Origin of the sequence: Streptomyces sp. NPDC096324, assembly GCF_044763015.1 — a bacterium.
Taxonomy (GTDB): domain Bacteria; phylum Actinomycetota; class Actinomycetes; order Streptomycetales; family Streptomycetaceae; genus Streptomyces.
The window spans coordinates 186177-203725 of record NZ_JBIWFK010000005.1 but is presented as its reverse complement, the minus strand read 5'-3'; the positions used below and the strand labels follow the sequence as shown (position 1 = coordinate 203725).

General features: G+C 70.9%; 18 protein-coding genes. 11 read left to right on the top strand and 7 right to left on the bottom strand.

Translation table 11 applies throughout. The annotated features are described in order from the left end of the window. Window positions 1-269: 269 nt before the first annotated feature. On the bottom strand, window positions 270-1058 hold the full coding sequence (locus ACIQ7M_RS15015; RefSeq protein ID WP_403643840.1) for a hypothetical protein: 789 nt from the start codon (window positions 1056-1058) through the stop codon (window positions 270-272). 330 nt (window positions 1059-1388) lie between these two features. Next, entirely contained in the window at window positions 1389-2006 is a 618-nt protein-coding gene (locus ACIQ7M_RS15010) for an RNA polymerase sigma factor (RefSeq protein ID WP_355759670.1), read from the bottom strand. A 299-nt stretch (window positions 2007-2305) separates the two neighbouring features. Between ACIQ7M_RS15010 and ACIQ7M_RS15005 the strand changes: the two genes are divergently transcribed. Beyond that, the gene (locus tag ACIQ7M_RS15005; protein WP_403643837.1) at window positions 2306-3508 is read left to right on the top strand and encodes an RNA-guided endonuclease InsQ/TnpB family protein; all 1203 of its coding nucleotides are present in this window, start codon (window positions 2306-2308) and stop codon (window positions 3506-3508) included. Between the two features lie 158 nt (window positions 3509-3666). Here ACIQ7M_RS15005 and ACIQ7M_RS15000 read toward each other — a convergent pair whose 3' ends face one another. From ACIQ7M_RS15000 to ACIQ7M_RS14990, 3 genes are all read right to left on the bottom strand, one after another. Then, window positions 3667-4047: a hypothetical protein gene (locus ACIQ7M_RS15000; RefSeq protein ID WP_355759672.1), complete on the bottom strand. Its 381-nt coding sequence runs from the start codon at window positions 4045-4047 to the stop codon at window positions 3667-3669. A 176-nt stretch (window positions 4048-4223) separates the two neighbouring features. After that, on the bottom strand, window positions 4224-4796 hold the full coding sequence (locus tag ACIQ7M_RS14995) for a hypothetical protein (RefSeq protein ID WP_355759674.1): 573 nt from the start codon (window positions 4794-4796) through the stop codon (window positions 4224-4226). 389 nt (window positions 4797-5185) lie between these two features. Next, the gene (locus ACIQ7M_RS14990) at window positions 5186-6820 is read right to left on the bottom strand and encodes a glycoside hydrolase family 20 protein (protein ID WP_403643832.1); all 1635 of its coding nucleotides are present in this window, start codon (window positions 6818-6820) and stop codon (window positions 5186-5188) included. A 382-nt stretch (window positions 6821-7202) separates the two neighbouring features. On the opposite strand from ACIQ7M_RS14990, the gene ACIQ7M_RS14985 reads away from it, so the two are divergent. The 6 genes from ACIQ7M_RS14985 (at window position 7203) to ACIQ7M_RS14960 (ending at window position 12152) form a co-directional block, all read left to right on the top strand. Beyond that, window positions 7203-7775 (top strand): 2-oxo-4-hydroxy-4-carboxy-5-ureidoimidazoline decarboxylase, encoded by a 573-nt coding sequence (locus ACIQ7M_RS14985; protein WP_403644552.1) that lies wholly within the window; start codon window positions 7203-7205, stop codon window positions 7773-7775. A gap of 167 nt (window positions 7776-7942) precedes the next feature. Further along, a complete protein-coding gene (gene sdhC / locus ACIQ7M_RS14980; protein ID WP_355759678.1) occupies window positions 7943-8323 on the top strand; it encodes a succinate dehydrogenase, cytochrome b556 subunit in 381 nt (126 codons plus the stop codon). Between the two features lie 5 nt (window positions 8324-8328). Then, window positions 8329-8820, top strand: coding sequence for a succinate dehydrogenase hydrophobic membrane anchor subunit (locus tag ACIQ7M_RS14975; protein WP_355759680.1), 492 nt, complete (start codon window positions 8329-8331; stop codon window positions 8818-8820). Between the two features lie 23 nt (window positions 8821-8843). Further along, window positions 8844-10598 carry a succinate dehydrogenase flavoprotein subunit gene (sdhA, locus tag ACIQ7M_RS14970; protein ID WP_403643829.1) on the top strand — a complete coding sequence of 585 codons (1755 nt, stop codon included), beginning with the start codon at window positions 8844-8846 and terminating at the stop codon, window positions 10596-10598. Next, entirely contained in the window at window positions 10598-11377 is a 780-nt protein-coding gene (locus ACIQ7M_RS14965; RefSeq protein ID WP_355759684.1) for a succinate dehydrogenase iron-sulfur subunit, read from the top strand. Before sdhA ends, ACIQ7M_RS14965 begins: the two co-directional genes overlap by 1 nt. A 163-nt stretch (window positions 11378-11540) precedes the next feature. Then, window positions 11541-12152 (top strand): Uma2 family endonuclease, encoded by a 612-nt coding sequence (locus ACIQ7M_RS14960; protein WP_403643825.1) that lies wholly within the window; start codon window positions 11541-11543, stop codon window positions 12150-12152. A 20-nt stretch (window positions 12153-12172) separates the two neighbouring features. On the opposite strand, the gene ACIQ7M_RS14955 is transcribed toward ACIQ7M_RS14960, so the two are convergent. Beyond that, on the bottom strand, window positions 12173-14638 hold the full coding sequence (locus ACIQ7M_RS14955) for a DUF4132 domain-containing protein (protein ID WP_403643822.1): 2466 nt from the start codon (window positions 14636-14638) through the stop codon (window positions 12173-12175). After that, window positions 14635-15027 carry a hypothetical protein gene (locus tag ACIQ7M_RS14950; RefSeq protein ID WP_403643819.1) on the bottom strand — a complete coding sequence of 131 codons (393 nt, stop codon included), beginning with the start codon at window positions 15025-15027 and terminating at the stop codon, window positions 14635-14637. Before ACIQ7M_RS14950 ends, ACIQ7M_RS14955 begins: the two co-directional genes overlap by 4 nt. A gap of 90 nt (window positions 15028-15117) precedes the next feature. On the opposite strand from ACIQ7M_RS14950, the gene ACIQ7M_RS14945 reads away from it, so the two are divergent. From ACIQ7M_RS14945 to ACIQ7M_RS14930, 4 genes are all read left to right on the top strand, one after another. After that, complete coding sequence (locus ACIQ7M_RS14945; RefSeq protein WP_386981960.1) at window positions 15118-15543, top strand: VOC family protein; 426 nt, start codon at window positions 15118-15120, stop codon at window positions 15541-15543. Window positions 15544-15692: 149 nt separating this feature from the next. After that, window positions 15693-16100: a hypothetical protein gene (locus ACIQ7M_RS14940; protein ID WP_403643816.1), complete on the top strand. Its 408-nt coding sequence runs from the start codon at window positions 15693-15695 to the stop codon at window positions 16098-16100. Continuing rightward, on the top strand, window positions 16097-16621 hold the full coding sequence (locus tag ACIQ7M_RS14935; protein WP_403643813.1) for a thiol-disulfide oxidoreductase DCC family protein: 525 nt from the start codon (window positions 16097-16099) through the stop codon (window positions 16619-16621). Before ACIQ7M_RS14940 ends, ACIQ7M_RS14935 begins: the two co-directional genes overlap by 4 nt. A 39-nt stretch (window positions 16622-16660) precedes the next feature. Beyond that, window positions 16661-17521, top strand: a complete 861-nt coding sequence (locus tag ACIQ7M_RS14930) for a TetR/AcrR family transcriptional regulator (protein ID WP_403644549.1) — start codon at window positions 16661-16663, stop codon at window positions 17519-17521. Window positions 17522-17549 lie beyond the last annotated feature (28 nt).

The following is a 17549-nucleotide window of genomic DNA, read 5'->3' as shown; positions in this document are numbered from 1 at the left end:
AACCTGCAACTATGCGGTGACGGAGCGGGGTGTGACACAAAACGCAGTCCCGGCGCTGTAGAGAGTACGGGTCGCCGCGCGGCCCGTGCCGCGCGACGGTCGGGGCCTCTCCTGTGGGGGGTGGCGGCCCCGGCCGTTGCCATCGGCGAGAAATCGGGCCGACGGGCTTGCGGAGACGCACTCCTGGCGCCACGTCAGAAATGCCCTCGACCGCCAGGCAGGGAGACCCCCCGCCCGCCACCGGGTCGGGACCGCCCAGCGTCAGCCGTCTATCGCCCGCTCCTGGACTTCGCCGGCTTCGGTGTCGCGGCCGGGGTCTCCTGAGACGGCGTCCCGTTCGCCTTGCCGGGCTTCTGCGCGCCTCCCGCGCTCTCCCCGCGCCCCGCCCCCTTCGTCCCGGTGCGCGCGGCCAGTTGCCCGGCGCAGAACGCCTCGACCTTGTCCTCGCCGCCGGCGGCCGTGACGAGCCTCTGCCAGGCGCGCGAGTCCAGGGCGTCGCCCCGGCCCTTCACCGACGCGTACGCACGGCAGTGGGCCTCGGTGTCCTGGGCGCCCGACGGGCGGCTCACGAGGCCGCTCGGGGTCACGACGCCGGGAGCGCCGGGACCGACCGGGGCGACGGACTCGGGGAACCGGCCCGGAACACTGTCGGACGGACGGGCCGTAGCCGCGCCCCGATGCCCGGCGTCCTCGTGCGTGACCGGCCCGATGGCCGCGACGGCGACGCCGCCCAGGGTCAGACCGGCCAGCAGGACGGCGAACGCGGCCCGCAGCGAACGGCTCGGCCCCTTCCGCTCCTTGGGGCGCCAGTCGTCCCTCAGCCGGGTGGGCGCGGAGTGCGCGCCGCTGTCCCGCGCGGCCCTGAAGGCGGCCACGGCCTGCGTCTCCGCCGCCCTGTCGTCGCCCCGGCGGCGCATCGCCGCGGCGAGAAGCCCCTCCAGAGGAGTCTCCCCACCCGCGGGATCGGCCGCGGAAGCGAGGCCGACGCCTCCGGGGTCCGCCGCGCGAGCGATGCCGGTTCCGGGGGCCGCGCCGTCGCCGACGTGCCGTTCACCCATGCCGGGTCGCGCACCCGGTTCCCTGTGCGGTTCCACGTCCGGTTCCATCTCCGTCTGCCGCTCCGCCCCGCAACTCCTCGCCGTACCAGGACTCAGCTCCGCGCTCCACGCCGTACAACGCGCTCGCTCCACCCGACGTCCCGCGCCCGTGGGACGACACCTGACCAGGGGTCGTCCCGGCCCCGGCCGGCGTCCCGTCGCCGTCCGGCAGCCGTCCTCCGCGTGACGACCGTCCGCCGTGCACCATCCGTACACCGGTCGAGTTCCTTCCGCCGTACGACGATGCCGTTCCGGACGGCGGCGTGGTGCCGGCCGTTCCGGACGTCCTACTCATCCCGACTCCCCCAGCGTCCGGGGCTCCTCATCCGTCACACCCGCGCCACCGAGCTGGCGCGCGAGCCGCTTCAGTCCCCGGTGGGCGGAGGTCCGCACCGCGCCCGGCCGCTTGCCGAGCACACGTGCCGCGGCCGGTCCGTCGAGGCCGACGACCACCCGCAGGAGCACGGCCTCGGCCTGGTCGCGCGGCAGGCCCGCGACCAGTTCCAGGGCGTATTCGGTGGACAGGCTCTCCAGTGCCTCGTCCTGGGTGCTGTGCCTGCCGGGCAGGTCCAGCGCGTCCTGCTCGATGGCGCTGCCCCGGGGCCTCACCCGCAGTCGCCGCAGATGGTCCAGCGCGCGGTGCCGGGCGATGGTCGCGGTCCAGCCGCGGAACCCGGCGCCGTCCCCCCGGAACCGCCCCAGGTCCCGGGCGATCTCCAGCCAGGCGTCGGACGCCACGTCCTCGGCGTCGTCGCCGACGATGCCGCGCAGGTAGCCCAGCAGTCCGGGCTGCACGATCCGGTACGCGGCCGCGAAGGCGAGCTCGTCGCCCTCCTGCGCCCGCGCCACGGCCACGCCCAGTTCCGCGTCGTACGGCTGCGCGCGGCGGGGTTCCCCTCCCTGGCCCAACACTGTCCTCGTTCGCACCGAGTTCGCCCGAATGTGCCTGCCGGCGCGGCCGTCCGCACCGACACCCTCATGGTCATCAGCGTCGGGCCCCACGGAAATGTCACCTGAGTCGTTTGCGGTCTCCTGGGGTGCGGAGTGCTCCAGGGCCGCCACCAGGAGAGAGGCGAACATGCGTGCCCACGTTCGCTGGTTGTGGTGGCTGTGCCGTGAGGAGGGTACGGGTGTGCGTGTGCCGTACGTACGGTCTGGTGGTGGAAGCCGGGTGAGCGGGAGTCGGGATGCCGTGACAGGGGGACGTGGTGTCGGAGCCGAAGGAGTCCGGTGAGGGCGGGCATGCCCGTTACACGTACAGGCTTCGTGTGTCGTCGACGGCTCGTGCTGCGCTGCTGGCGGAGTGGGACCGGTGCCGGTGGATCTGGAACGAGTGCGTCGCGCGTTCCACGAAGGCTCACCGAGCCGGGGAGAAGTGCGGTCCCGCCGTGCTGGACAGGATGCTGACCGGGGCTCGTGCCGTGACGCCGTGGCTGGCGGCAGGTTCGTCGGTGCCGCAGCAGCAGATCGTCCGGGACTTCGGCAGGTCCCGCGCCAAGGCGCTGAAGGACATCCGGGGCCGGCTGCCCGTCGGACGGCGGGCGGGGATGCCCGGGCACAAGAAGAAGCACGGGTGCGATCCGACGCTGAACTACACCCGGCGGGGCTTCCGGCTCAAGGACGGACGCCTGCACCTCGCCGGCGGGATTGTCATGACGGTGGTGTGGTCGCGGGTTCTGCCCGCCGAGCCGTCCAGCGTGCGCGTGTACCGCGACTGTCTCGGCCACTGGTACGCCTCGTTCGTCGTTCCTGCCGAAGTTCAGCCGCTGCCCGGGACCGGCCGGGTGATCGGGATCGACTGGGGTGTGAAGCAGACCGCCACCACCACCTCGGATGCCCATGGCCTCCCCCACCCCGAACACGGCAGAAGGGCTCAGGACAAGCTGACAAGGTACGACCGGATGATGGCCCGCCGCAGACCGCAGAAGGGCCGGGCAGCGTCGAAGGGCTACCGCGACGCGGTGGGGCTGCGCGCGAAGACCTACCGGAGGATCGCCCGGCAGCGGCAGGACACCGCCCGCAAATGGGCCAAGAAGGTCGTGCACGACCACGACGTCATCGCGGTCGAGGACTTCCGGCCGAGGTTCCTCGCCAAGTCGACCATGGCCCGGAAGGCGGCGGACGCCGCCATCGGCGCCACCAAGCAGGCCCTGTTGGAGATGGGTCGCAAGCATGGTCGGGACGTCCGCCTCGTACACCCCGCCCACACCACTACAGACTGCGCACAGTGCGGAGCGAGAACCAAGCACGCACTGCCGCTGTCGCAACGCACCTACACCTGCACCGCGTGCGGATCCGTGTCCCCGAGGGACAAGAACTCCGCACGCGTGATGCTGCTCCGGGCTGGTCTCGACCCGGCTGGCGTCGAGGGCGTAGGACCTCCTGGAGCGCTGCTCCAGGAGGCGGCCTGAGCCAGGAATCCCCTCCTTCAGGGAGGGGAGGTTTCAAAGCGCGTCAGACACTCTGCCCCCGAACCGGCGGGGCCGCCAGCGGCGGACACCGCGGGTCCGTCGCCCGGTCGGCGGGGCCCCGGGCACCGCGTCCGGGCCGACGGGACCCGGCGCGGACCTCAGCGGGTGGCCTCGCGGCACAGCAGGCGCAGGGAGCCGTCGCCCGCGTAGCAGCGGCGGGCCTCCTCGATCGGGTCCCACAGCCGTCCGTCGGGCGTACGGAGCCAGTGCTCGCCGCCGGTCTCCCACCACTCGGCGCCGGTGTGACGGGCGACCACCTCGCCCGCGTACGCGCCGAATCCGCGCAGCACGCTCTCGACGGCGGCGTACGGGGCCCCGTCCCTGCGTATCTCGTCGATCACGCGGTCGACGCGCCACAGGCTCTGTGCCGAGTAGTCGAGGCGCAGCCTGGCGCCCTCCCGCATGGCCACGACCGTGTCGGCCGCCCAGCGAACGGGCTTCGTCGCAGCCGAGGGCCGAGTTGCTTGAGTTGCGTTCACACTCGGTAGAGCGCGACGGCGGCCGGATTCGTCACGGGTCCGGGCCGGGGTTCGCGACACCGGCCCAGGACCGCCATGTCCGCCCCAGGACCCTCACAGGAACCCCTCGCGATCAAGGTTTCGGGTGCGCCGGAGCCGTGTTCCCTCCGGCGCACCCTCGCGAACTCGTCCCGGGACTACACCCGTCCGCGTGCCCTGCGGGAGACCACCGCTCGCAGGACGCGTCGCCCCTCCGTCGACGCGTCCAGCGCGAGCCTCAGTCCGCCCTTGCCGTGCTCGGCGAGCAGTTCCAGGACGGAGACCTGGCGGCGCAGTTCGGCGGCGACGAGCGGGGACATGCCCTCCGTGCGCCCCTCACGGCGTGCCGTCACGCACGCCTCCGCGTCGTCGGCGTGATCGAGGAACCGGTGGACCTGCAGCGCCGCCACCGAGCAGGCGTCCGACCAGGCACGCAGTTCCTCCTCGGAGGGCTTCGCGGGGACGGCCTCCAGCATGCCCCGGGCGAGCAGGGCGGCGTGATCCTCGTCGGTCACGGCGGGCTCGGGGTCCTCCGCGTCCATCTTGGCGCGCGCCTCTTCCAGGCGCGTTCCCCACTCGGCCCAGGTGTCCGGCTCCGCCAGGCTGGCCCACAGGGGCCGCAGGACGTCGTCGTCACCGCCAAGGAGCGGTACACACCGATCCAAACAAGCCAGACCACTCGCTGCCAGACCTCGCTCGTCGGCCCGAGCGATCAGTTCCACCAGACTCATCACGACTCCCTCGAAATGCCTCGACAGGGCGCCCTTGCCTTACGGAGCCCGCACTTCCCCTTACTGCGTGCAACGGACCCGGAGTGTCACAGTGCGAGCCCACCCTGCCGTTCGACGAGCCGAATGAACAGGTTTTCAGCCAAAGACGCACTCCCGGACCGGCACAATTCCGCACGCGTCAGCCGCCGGAAGCGGCCGGGTCCTCCCCCTGGATCCGCCGTCACGGCACGGTGACGGCACGAGAAGCCGGGCGCACCCCTCTCAGGGGTGACGCCCGGCCCGCGAACAAGTAAACGGAAGATTAGGTTCCGGACCTGGTCGCGTCCAGTCCCCTCCGACGAGCCCCACCGGCCCGCGGACCGGTCCCGTCGCGCCAGGGCCGGGGCCGCTCAGCCCAACTGGTCGGCCAGGGACTTGAACTGGGTCCAGGAGACGGACGGTGTGCGCGGGTCCCACAGTTTCTGGGTCAGGGCGCGCAGCGGCATGCGGATACCCGCCGCGACCTGGTCCTGGGTCTGGGAGTTCGAGAGGTCGCACCAGACGGCGAAGGACCCGCCGAGGATCTGGGAGTCGTACCGCGCGGGCACCGGCGTCGTACCGCGCAGGACGAGGGGCGTCCACTGCTCGTAGATGCGCTGCCCGGTCGGATAGACGAAGGTCTGGGGTTCGCCGAGGACGTAGTACAGGTACTCGTCGTTGTAGTTGATGACCTTGCGGCCCGCGCTCAGATACTCCACGGGCTGCCGGGCGCCGATCTCCTTGCCGGTCCAGTACGCCACCTGGAGGCTGCCGTCGGCCCGGACCGTGCTGCTGCGGAAGAAGCCGTCGTTCCAGGCCCGCGCCGTCCGTCCGTGCCCGTGGACCACCTTGGCGCGGTCGTTCAGCCAGCCGGTCGTGAGGTCGGCGACGCCCGCGCCCGCTCCGAACCGGTTCCTGGCCGCGGTGACGAGCTGCGGGAAGGACGCCGCCGGGTCGGCCACCGTCAGGGCCTGGTACTCGTCGCCGCCGAGGTGCCAGTCGGTGCCGGGGAACAGATCCGCGTACTCGTCGAGCAGATCGTCGACGATCTTCGCCGAGGCGGGCTTGGAGATGTCGACGGCGCCGCGGACGGGGACGCCCGACACATTGCGGAGCTGGAGGTCGGGGTGCGCCGCGATGACCGCGCCGAGGTGGCCCGGCGAATCGATCTCGGGCACGACGGTGATGTGCCGGCTCGCCGCGAGCGCGACGATGCGGCGGACCTCGTCCTTCGTCAGATGCTGCCGCGACACGATCTCGGGGTGCGTGTCGGACTCGATGCGGAAGCCCTGGTCGTCGGAGAAGTGCAGGCCGAGCTGGTTGTACTTCAGGTCTCCCAGCTCCCGCACCCGGTCCTCGATCCAGGCCGCCGTGAAGTGCTTGCGCGCGATGTCGAGCATGAACCCGCGGACCGGCTTCGCGGGCCGGTCGCGCACGACGCCCTCCGGCGCCGTACCGCCGCCGTGCACCTCCTGCTTGAGCGTGCGGGTGCCGAGGAAGACCCCGGCCTCGGCGGGCCCGGTGACGGTGACCCGGCCGTTCCTGACGGTCAGGGTGTACGACTCCGGGCCCGCCTTGCCCTTGTCGAGGCCCAGTTCCACGTCGCCGGCCCTGGCGGCCGCCCGCCCCGCGTACGTCAGTCTCAGCTCGCCGGCGAGCAGCTTGCCCTCGTCGGCGAGGCCGTTGGCGTCCACGACGACCCGGGCGCCGGCGGCCGGGCGCCAGCCGGGACCGTGGGCCGCGGTGTGCTCGCGCACGGCGGGGATGGTGCGCGGCGCCTTGGAGAGGGGATAACTCCGGGTCGGCGAGGGACTGGGGGCGGCCACGGCCCCCGACCGGTCCGCGGACGGTACCCGCGCCCCGGCCGGCCCGCCGCCCCCGTCGGGCCAGACCACCACGGCCACCGCGACGACACCGGCGACCGCCAGACCGGCCGCGAGGAGTTTGCCCCGCCCGTTCTGTCCCGACCGCCGCCGACGCGGCGCGCGCCGCCTGCCACTGCTCACTCCGCCACCCTCGTCTCACCGCGCCCGCTGCGCTCACTTCACGGCGCCGGCGCGCGGCGCCCATGTCACCGTGCCGTCGCCGGGCCGGTCCTCCCTACAGGTGTACTCCCTCGTCGAGGCGGCCACCTCTTCGGAGCCCCTCGCCGGACCGGTTCTCCACTCCCACCGCGAACTCTGCCCCGACCGTCACCCGAAGCGTCCACCACACGCTCCGAAACTCTCCCGTGCGGGTGAAATCCGGGCATCCGTCGGACAGGTCTCGACACACCTCGATAGCGTGAGCAGCACAACTTTCACTTCCGCCCCTGCCGAAACACACGTATCGCACGCACGTCACGCTCACCGGACGTCGCGCGTCCCACCCCCACGCCGAGGACCCACGCTGACGTCTCACCGTCTCCCACGCCTCCCCGGCCAGGTCGCACTCCCCGAGCAGAAGAGCGCGGAACCGTCCCCGGTCCGCCTCGACGGGTTCAACTCCGCACCCACCGGAGAGGTCACCCACGCCCTGCTCTCCTGCTGCCGCAGCCTGCGCTGGGTCCACCGTCTGGCCGACCACCGCCCCTACCCGGATCTCGGCGCCCTGCTGGCCGCGGCCGACGAGGCGGCGTACGACCTGACCCCCGCCGACCTGGCCGAAGCCCTGGCCGGCGAATCACTCACGCCGCTCCCGGACGGCGCGTACTCCGCCGCGCACACCGCGCTGAGCGCCGCGCACGCCGCGTACGAGAGCAGATTCGGGCATGTGTTCGTCATCTGTCTGGACGCATTCTCTCCCGGCGAGGCCCTCGACCAGGTCCTCGTCGGCATCCGGTCACGCCTGGCGAACGACCCGGAGGAGGAGCGGGTCGTCACCGCCGACGAACTGCGCCGACTGGCCCGCGGGCGGCTGACCCGGCTCGTCCGTCAGTTCGCCCACGAGGCACGACCCGCCGACACGCCGCGCCCGGAATAGCCCGAACGTGCCTGATTGATTGCCAGTTTGATCACATTGATAGGGCCGCTGTAAGCGTTCCGACAACACGTCGCTACGATGGCCGGGGCCGGTGGACCGTACCCGGCCGGGCCCGACCGACAGAGAAGCCGGCGCGGCCCCAATCCCCGCTCCCGGAGGGTTCTTCCGTGCCGGCTGGAACGCTGTACCGCGGCCGGGAAGGAATGTGGTCCTGGGTGGCTCATCGAGTCACCGGCGTCCTCATCTTCTTCTTCCTGTTCGTACACGTGCTGGACACCGCTCTCGTCCGTGTCTCCCCCGAGGACTACGACAAGGTCGTAGCCACGTACAAGACGCCGATCGTCGCGCTGCTGGAATACGGCCTCGTGGCCGCCATTCTCTTCCACGCGCTCAACGGCCTGCGTGTCATCGCCGTCGACTTCTGGTCCAAGGGCCCGCGCTACCAGAAGCAGATGCTCTGGACCGTCGTCGGTATCTGGGTCGTGCTGATGTTCGGGGCCCTTTACCCCGTCCTCGGTCACGCATTCCGCGAAGTATTCGGGAGCTGACGCAGATGTCCACTACTGACACCGCCGCTTCCGGAATCGGCCCCGTGGAAGGCTCCGGAGATTTCTCGGCGTACAGCGTCGACAACCCGGCCCCCTTCATCGAGGCTCCGCGCAAGCGCACCAAGAAGACCCCGAAGTCGACCCGCGGCAACTTCGAGATGTACGGCTGGCTCTTCATGCGCCTGTCCGGCATCGTCCTGGTCGTCCTGGTCCTCGGTCACCTGCTGATCCAGCTCGTCCTCGACGGCGGCGTCTCCAAGATCGGCTTCGCCTTCGTGGCCGGCCGCTGGGCCAGCCCGTGGTGGCAGGCCTGGGACCTCGCGATGCTGTGGCTGGCCATGCTGCACGGCTCCAACGGCCTGCGTACCGTCATCAACGACTACGCGGAGCGCACGAACACGCGCCTGTGGCTGAAGGGCCTGCTGTACACCGCCACGGTGTTCACGATCCTGCTGGGCACGCTGGTGATCTTCACCTTCGACCCGAACATCCGCTAGGCACGGGGCTGAGGCAACCACTCATGAAGATCCACAAGTACGACACCGTCATCGTCGGCGCCGGCGGCGCCGGCATGCGCGCCGCCATCGAGGCGACGAAGCGCAGCCGCACCGCCGTGCTGACGAAGCTCTACCCCACCCGCTCCCACACGGGCGCCGCGCAGGGCGGCATGGCCGCCGCGCTCGCCAACGTGGAAGAGGACAACTGGGAGTGGCACACCTTCGACACGATCAAGGGCGGTGACTACCTGGTCGACCAGGACGCCGCCGAGATCCTGGCGAAGGAGGCCATCGACTCGGTCCTCGACCTGGAGAAGATGGGCCTGCCGTTCAACCGGACGCCCGACGGGACGATCGACCAGCGCCGCTTCGGCGGTCACTCCCGCAACCACGGCGAGGCCCCGGTGCGCCGGTCCTGCTACGCCGCGGACCGCACCGGTCACATGATCCTCCAGACGCTGTACCAGAACTGCGTCAAGGAGGGCGTGGAGTTCTTCAACGAGTTCTACGTCCTCGACCAGCTCATCGTCGAGGTCGACGGGGTCAAGCACTCGGCGGGCGTCGTGGCCTACGAGCTCGCGACCGGCGAGATCCACGTCTTCCAGGCGAAGGCCGTGATCTACGCGTCCGGCGGCACCGGCAAGTTCTTCAAGGTGACCTCCAACGCGCACACCCTGACGGGTGACGGCCAGGCGGCCGTCTACCGTCGCGGGCTGCCGCTGGAGGACATGGAGTTCTTCCAGTTCCACCCGACCGGCATCTGGCGCATGGGCATCCTGCTGACGGAGGGCGCCCGAGGTGAGGGCGGCATCCTCCGCAACAAGGACGGCGAGCGCTTCATGGAGAAGTACGCGCCGGTCATGAAGGACCTCGCGTCCCGTGACGTCGTGTCCCGCTCCATCTACACCGAGATCCGTGAGGGCCGCGGCTGCGGTCCCGAGGGCGACCACGTCTACCTCGACCTCACGCACCTCCCGCCGGAGCAGCTCGACGCCAAGCTGCCCGACATCACGGAGTTCGCGCGGACCTACCTCGGCATCGAGCCCTACACGGACCCGATCCCGATCCAGCCCACCGCGCACTACGCCATGGGCGGCATCCCGACGAACGTCCAGGGTGAGGTCCTCTCGGACAACACCACCGTCGTCCCGGGCCTGTACGCCGCCGGTGAGGTCGCCTGTGTCTCCGTGCACGGCGCCAACCGCCTCGGCACGAACTCGCTGCTGGACATCAACGTCTTCGGGCGCCGGGCCGGCATCGCGGCCGCGGAGTACTCGGCGAAGGCCGGCTACGTGGAGCTGCCGGAGAACCCGGCCGAGCAGGTCGTCACCCAGGTCGAGCGCCTGCGCGACTCCACGGGCACCGAGCGGGTCGCCGCGATCCGCCTGGAGCTCCAGGAGTGCATGGACGCCAACGTGATGGTGTTCCGCACCGAGCAGACGATCAAGACGGCCGTGGAGAAGATCGCGGAACTCCGCGAGCGCTACAAGAACGTCTCGGTCCAGGACAAGGGCAAGCGGTTCAACACGGACCTGCTGGAGGCCATCGAGCTGGGCAACCTGCTCGACCTGGCCGAGGTCATGGCCGTCTCCGCCCTCGCCCGCAAGGAGTCCCGCGGCGGCCACTACCGCGAGGACTACCCGAACCGCGACGACGTCAACTTCATGCGCCACACCATGGCGTACCGCGAGGTCGGCGACGACGGCACCGAGTCCATCCGTCTCGACTACAAGCCGGTCGTCCAGACCCGCTACCAGCCGATGGAGCGTAAGTACTGATGGCTACTCCCACTCTGGACAAGGCGGACGCGGCCGGCGCACCCGAGCCCGGTTTCGCCGACTCCCCCTACATCACCGCCACGTTCCGCATCCGCCGCTTCAACCCGGAGGTCTCGGCGGAGTCGGTCTGGGAAGACTTCCAGATCCAGATCGACCCCAAGGAGCGTGTCCTCGACGCGCTGCACAAGATCAAGTGGGACGAGGACGGCACGCTCACGTTCCGCCGCTCCTGCGCCCACGGCATCTGCGGGTCGGACGCCATGCGGATCAACGGCAAGAACCGGCTGGCCTGCAAGACGCTGATCAAGGACCTCAACCCCGCGAAGCCGATCACGATCGAGGCCATCAAGGGCCTGACCGTGCTGAAGGACCTCGTGGTCGACATGGACCCGTTCTTCCAGGCGTACCGCGACGTGATGCCCTTCCTCATCACGAAGGACACCAACGAGCCGACGCGCGAGCGTCTGCAGTCGGCCGAGGACCGCGAGCGGTTCGACGACACGACCAAGTGCATCCTGTGCGCGGCGTGCACGTCGTCCTGCCCGGTGTTCTGGAACGACGGCCAGTACTTCGGTCCGGCCGCCATCGTGAACGCCCACCGCTTCATCTTCGACTCGCGTGACGACGCCGGAGAGCAGCGCCTGGAGATCCTCAACGACAAGGACGGTGTGTGGCGCTGCCGCACGACGTTCAACTGCACGGACGCCTGCCCGCGCGGTATCGAGGTCACCAAGGCGATCCAGGAAGTCAAGCGCGCGCTGATCACGCGCCGTATCTGAGGTCTTCGTCCTCAGCCCGTGCGCCCTGTGGGCCCCGCTTCCTCCGGGAGCGGGGCCCACACGCGTGCGGAGCCACGAACGGGTGAAACGGACCGATCACGGCTCAGGGCGGCCGACCGCCCTACGATGATGCTCTCGGCACCAGCCCCACAGGAGGCACGTGATGTCCGCAGCATCCGTCGAGCGGCCCCACGACGACCGTCCGCTGATCGCGGAGGCGAACCGCCTCATGGACCGCAATCCGGGCTACCGCGTCGAGATCATCGGAGGCCAGATCCTCGTGTCCCCGCCGCCGGACGGCCCACACGCCGAGGCCCTGACCAGTCTCACCGTTCCCTTCCTGACGGCTGGGCTGCACATGTCGGAAACACGAGTACTCCAGGGAATCGGGCTGTGGCTCCCCAGTGGCACGGAGGACTACGCGATTCCTGACCTGTCGGTGGTGGATGCCGACTACCGGGACAGCTCTGTGGAGAACAACTGCTACGACCCCGTCTGCTTCCGCCTCGTCCTGGAAGTCACGTCGAGCAACTACCAGTCCGATCTGCGCACCAAGGTCTCCGCGTACGCCGGCGCCGATGTGCCCGTGTACGTCATCGTCGACCGCAGGCATCAGCGCCTCCACGTTCTCACCGACCCGGCCGGAGGCGCATACGGCAACCACCGCGTCCACGCCCCCGGCGAACTCGTCGCACTGCCCGACTCCATCGGCGCCAAAGTCACCCTCGACGTCGCCGAGATCCTCGCGTCGGGCGGCACCGAACCGGCAGCCTGATCGGAGGAACCGGCAATCGATCAGAGCTGACTGAGGATCGTCGGGTCCGTGATCTTCAGGTCGTCCGCGAGCAGCATCGCCTTGCTGAGGATCACCGCGAGCATCCCGTCGCCCTCGAAGGGCAGATAGCCGGCCCGGGGGCCTCCCGCCGCGGACTTCGGGACGATGCACAGGTACTGGTCGTTCGGGCTCATCAGGATGTTGCCCGAGCCCAGGTGGATCTTGTACGTGTGCCGCTCGCCCTTCACGTGCAGGAAGCGGCCCTCCAGCGTGCAGCGGTCGGCTATCGCGAGCCGGGGGATCAGCCGGTCGAGCAGGGCGCGGCGGGTCTGCGCGGTCTCGGTCAGGTCGCCGAAGCCGTACGACGTCCAGTACTCCTGGAAGCGGCCGCCGGGGCCGCCGTCCTGCCAGGTCGGGTCGTTGCCGACGCTGGAGACACCGACGAACAGGTCGACGTCGCGCAGGACCTCGGACAGGACGAGCGGCGGGATGTCGGTGAGGGGCAGTGGCTCGACCGGGTCCCGGCCGTCGCGCAGCCACATGCGGTACTCACCGCCGTAGCAGTGCGCCGAGTTCTGCGGGGCGTCGACCGGGTAGAAGCGCACCTGGTCGGTGTGCAGCCGCAGATAGCTGCCGGACTCGGTGGTGTCCTCGCCGTACTCGCCGTCGCCGGTGATCCAGTACTCGGCGCGCAGCCCCCACCGCGGCAGCTCCCGGGTGGCCGGGGGCGCCTCGTCGTCGACGCAGAGGCGGAGTTTGTTGCGCCAGCCCCTGGCGGCGGCGAGGGAGTTGAACTGGTGCTGGCGCACGACGTGCGCGGCGAAGCGGTTCGAGTACGTGCCCGTCGCGCGTTCGGCGTCGGTGAGGAGGTAGACCTCGCGGTGGGCCTGTTTGAAGGGCTGGGTGATCTCGTGGCGCTCCAGCCAGTCCCGCCAGGCGACGACCTCGGCGGGTTCCCGGCCGACGGGGTGCCAGAGGGTGACCTCCTCGCCCGCCTCCACCGGGTCGTCGGTGAGGGTGCGCAGCTCGCCGTCGGCGAACCCGGCCGATGTGCCGTCGACCGTCCACAGGAGGCGGCGGGCGAGGGTGCCGACGAGCGGGTGGTCCACGTAACGCTCGCGCCAGGTGTCGTACGCCCAGGTGCGCCGGGCGAGGAACTGGCGGTCCAGGCGTTCGGTCTGGGCCGAGAGCATCTTGTCGATGTCCTTGACGGCCGTCTTGAGTTCCTTGAGCTCCTCGGCGTGGTCGCGCCGCACGGCGGCGGGAACGCTCTTGACGGCCTTGCCGCTCGCGTTGCACCAGCTCAGCGCGGCGCGTGAGCCCTGGACCTCGATGAGGGCGGTGCTGTCGCCGAACTCGAATCGCGCCCGCCCGGCATCGGTGAGGCCGTACGCCGGGACGGCCAGTTCCTCGATCTCGTCCCGGCTCAGGCCGAGGGCGGTGGCCCGCGTCTCCAGGGCGCCGTCGAGGAGCTTCAGCGTGCCCCGGTACGTCACCCGGGACGCCAGGCGGGCCAGTTCGGCGAGGGCGGCCTCACTGCCGACGCGGGACAGCGCGATCACGCCGGCGTTGGCGACCTTCGGGTTGCGCGGTCCGAGTCCGGCGACCTTCTTCAGGGACGTCTCGACGAGCGCGCCGAGGGCCCGTGCAGTGTCCGGGTGGGGCGGCAGCAGGGAGACGAGCCAGGCGAGGCCACGCAGGGCGTTGGCGTTGTAGGGGTCGTAGGTGTCGTTCACGTCCGGTCCGTACCGCCAGTCGGACAGCGGGAAGGTCCGGGGGCGGCCGACGAGGGCCAGCCAGGGCAGCACGGTGGTCTGGACGCGGTCGGCGCCGAGGGCTTCCACGAGGGCTCGTGCCCGCTCGTCCCACGGGGCGGAGGGCTTGGCGGCGGTGGCGGTCGCCAGGTGGGTCAGCAGGGCCTTCCAGTCGGGGCCGGAGGCGTCCCGGACGGCCTGCTCGGCCCACTCCTCACCGACGTTGAGGACCGGCTCGGTGACGTGCCCGGCCAGGCTTCCCAGGTCCCGCGAGCGGTAGGCGTCCATGACGGTGCGGCGGTAGGCCGCGATCAGGGAGGGGGGCAGCCGACGGCCGGTCGCCAGCTCAGCCTCGGCCAGCCCGTCCACCCCCGTCGTGTACCAGAGGGCGTACTGCTTGCCGAACTCCTCGAGCTGCCTCAGCCGTTCCGCGGGGAGCCGGTCCCCGGGCAGGTCCGGGGAGACGACGCCGAGCAGGATCAGCGCGTCCTTGCGGGTGCTGGAGCCGTCGCCGGCCGCGTCGTGGTGCCGCACCAGCGCGTCGGCCAGCCTGGTCCGCTCCTCGGCGGGCAGTGCGCGCAGCATCTCGAAGGTCTCATGCCACCCTGCGCTCCACTGGCCCTTGTCGGTCACGGCCGCTTCGAGGAGGCCGGTGGCGAGCTCCCCCATGTTGCCCTCGGCCGCCCGGTCACGAAGCCGCTGTTTCCACGGTCCGGTGTTCTTCATCGTCATCCCCCCACCAGCGCGACGAGCTTGAGGAAGGTGACCTCGGTGCCCAGGACCAGCTCGATCTCCTCGTCGAGGCGGGTCACCTGACGCTCCCCCACGAGCACCAGGAAGCCGTTCCCGGCGAAGGCCCGCAGCGCCAGCTCGCACTGCGCCTCCGGGTCTATCCGGCGCGGCGTACGCAGCGCGTAGCCGTTCAGCACGCGCTCGGTGTCCTCGGGCTGCACGAGTCCCTGGAACACCCGGGGCGTGCTCGCGTTGTACTCGGCGACCTCCTGGAAGACCCGCCGCCGGATCAGCTCGCGCACCGCGAGCCGCTCCTCGGCGATCTCGATCCCCCAGCCCGCGCCCCGCCCCCCACTGGTCGTCTCGTCGACGAACGTCACCATTCCCATAGCGCCGAGAGTACGAGCCGCCACTGACAACGGGCTCCGGGGTCCGGGTCGTTCCGGGCCGGCGCCGGAGCCCGCTCCTAACCTGATGGCATGTCAGATGACGTGTCACGCGAGTCGTGCGAGTTGCTCGGGATCGACAACACGCTGTTGCCCGTCGGGGATCTCGGTGAGGCCGTGGGGTTCTACGAGCGCGCCGGGTTCCTGTCGGCGTTCCGGCTGGACGAGGCCGGGATCGCCGTGCTGAAGGTGGGCAAGGAGACGCCCGGGGTGCTGCTGCGGCTGGACGGGGAGCTGAGCCACCGGCCGCCGCCGTGGGCGACGCCGCGGCTGTGGGTGGAGGTGCCGGACGCCCGCGCGGCGGCCCGCTCCCTGGCCGCCGCGGGCATCGCGGCCCTCGACGAACCCTTCTCCGGCGCCACCGGCTGGACCGTCGAGATCGCGGACCCCTGGGGCAACGTCATCGGTTTCACCGACTACACCAAGCGGCCCGAACTGGCCCGCGGGGCACGGGGATAGCCCCGGCCGTCCGCCCGACCCGGATCCGGGCGCCGGCCCGCCCCGGATCCGATTGTCCGCCCACCCCGGATCCGACTTGAACATGTTCAAAAGGAGGTCTACATTCACCCCAGACAGCGTTTTGAACGCGTTCAAGAAAGGGTGGGGACATGGACCTCACGGTCGTCGCATACGTCATCTATCTGCTGGTCAGCATCGCGCTGACGGTCTGGGTGGCACGCACGCTGAGCCACAACGGACGGATCTTCCTGTCGGACGTCCTGCACGGCAACGAGAAGCTCGCCGACGCCGTCAACCACCTGCTGGTGGTGGGCTTCTACCTCGTCAACCTCGGCTTCGTCGCCCTCTATCTGCACCAGAGCGACGAGATCTCCGACGCCCGCGAGATCTTCGAGGCCCTGTCGACCAAGCTGGGTGTCGTCCTGCTGGTCCTCGGCGTCATGCACCTGGGCAACGTCTACGCCCTCAACAGGATCCGGCGGCGGGGCGTCATGGAGCGGGAGCAGATGCCGCCGGTACGGCCGACCGACTGGGTCGCCCCCACGGCCGGGGCGTGAGACCGGTGACCGCCGCCGAGGCCGCCCGGGACCGGGACGCGGCACGCGTCCCGGTCCTCGGGCTCACCGTCCTCTACGACGCGCACTGCTCGCTGTGCGCGTTCCTGAAGAAGTGGCTCGCCGGGCAGGCGCAGCTCGTACCGCTGCGGTTCGTCCCGGCCGGTTCGGAGGAGGCCGCCCGGAGCTTTCCGCGGCTCGACCACCGCGCCACCCTGGACGAGATCACCGTCGTGGGGGACGCCGGTCAGGTCTACCAGGGAGCCGCCGCCTGGATCGTCACCCTCTGGGCGCTGCGCGACTTCCGGCCGCTGGCCCACCGGCTGAGCACGCCCACGGGGGCGAAGCTGGCCAGGGGCGCGACCCTCGCCGCCGCCAAGTGGCGCGAGGCGCAGTCGTCCGGGCGGTGGGGCGGCGGCGCGTACGAGTGGGGCGACGGCTGGCGCTACCACCCGACCGCCGGATGGACCTTCGAGCCGCCCGCCTGTGACAGCGGCGGATGTACGACGGTTCCCAGTCGTTAGGCTCGTCCCGTGCCAGCACCGAAAGACAGCCCCGGTCCCATCGGCTCCGCCGAGCCCAGCGCGGCCTCCGAGCCGGCCAAGTCCCCGGGCAAGGAGACGAAGAGCCCGGCGAAGAGCGAACAGACCCGGGCCCTGATCCTGGAGACCGCGATGCGGCTCTTCCAGGAACGGGGGTACGACAAGACGACGATGCGAGCCATCGCCCAGGAGGCCGGGGTCTCCGTCGGCAACGCGTACTACTACTTCGCCGGCAAGGAACACCTGATCCAGGGCTTCTACGACCGGATCGCCGCCGAGCACCAGGAGGCGGTCCGGGAGGTGCTGGACCGCGAGACGGACCTGGAGGCCCGGCTCGGCGGTGTCCTGAAGGTGTGGCTGGACATCGCCACGCCGTACCACGAGTTCGCCGTGCAGTTCTTCAAGAACGCCGCCGACCCGGACAGTCCGCTCAGCCCCTTCTCCCCCGAGTCGGAGCACGCGCGCCGTGAGGCGATCAGCGTCCACAAGGAAGTGCTGGCCGGGGCGAAGACCAAGGTGCCGGAGGAACTGCGCGAGGTGCTGCCCGAGCTGATGTGGCTATCCCAGATGGGGCTCGTCCTGTACTGGGTCTTCGACCGCACCGAGAGCCGCGAGCGCAGCTACCGGCTCGCCGAGCGCGGCGCGCGTCTGACGGCGCGCGGCGTCTCACTGGCCCGCTTCCGGCTGCTGCGGCCCCTCGTCCATGAGGTGCACGAACTGTTCACGGACTTCCTGCCGGGGATGACGAGGGCCCTGCCCGACCCGGCGAAGAAGCGGGACGAAGGCCCCGCCGGCTCGGCGAAGAAGACGGACGCAGGCCCCGCCGCCCCGGCGAGGCAATCGCGCCGGGGCCCGGCCGGCCCGGCGGGGGAGACGGACTGAGGGGCGCCCGCCGAGGCGGGCGCCCCCG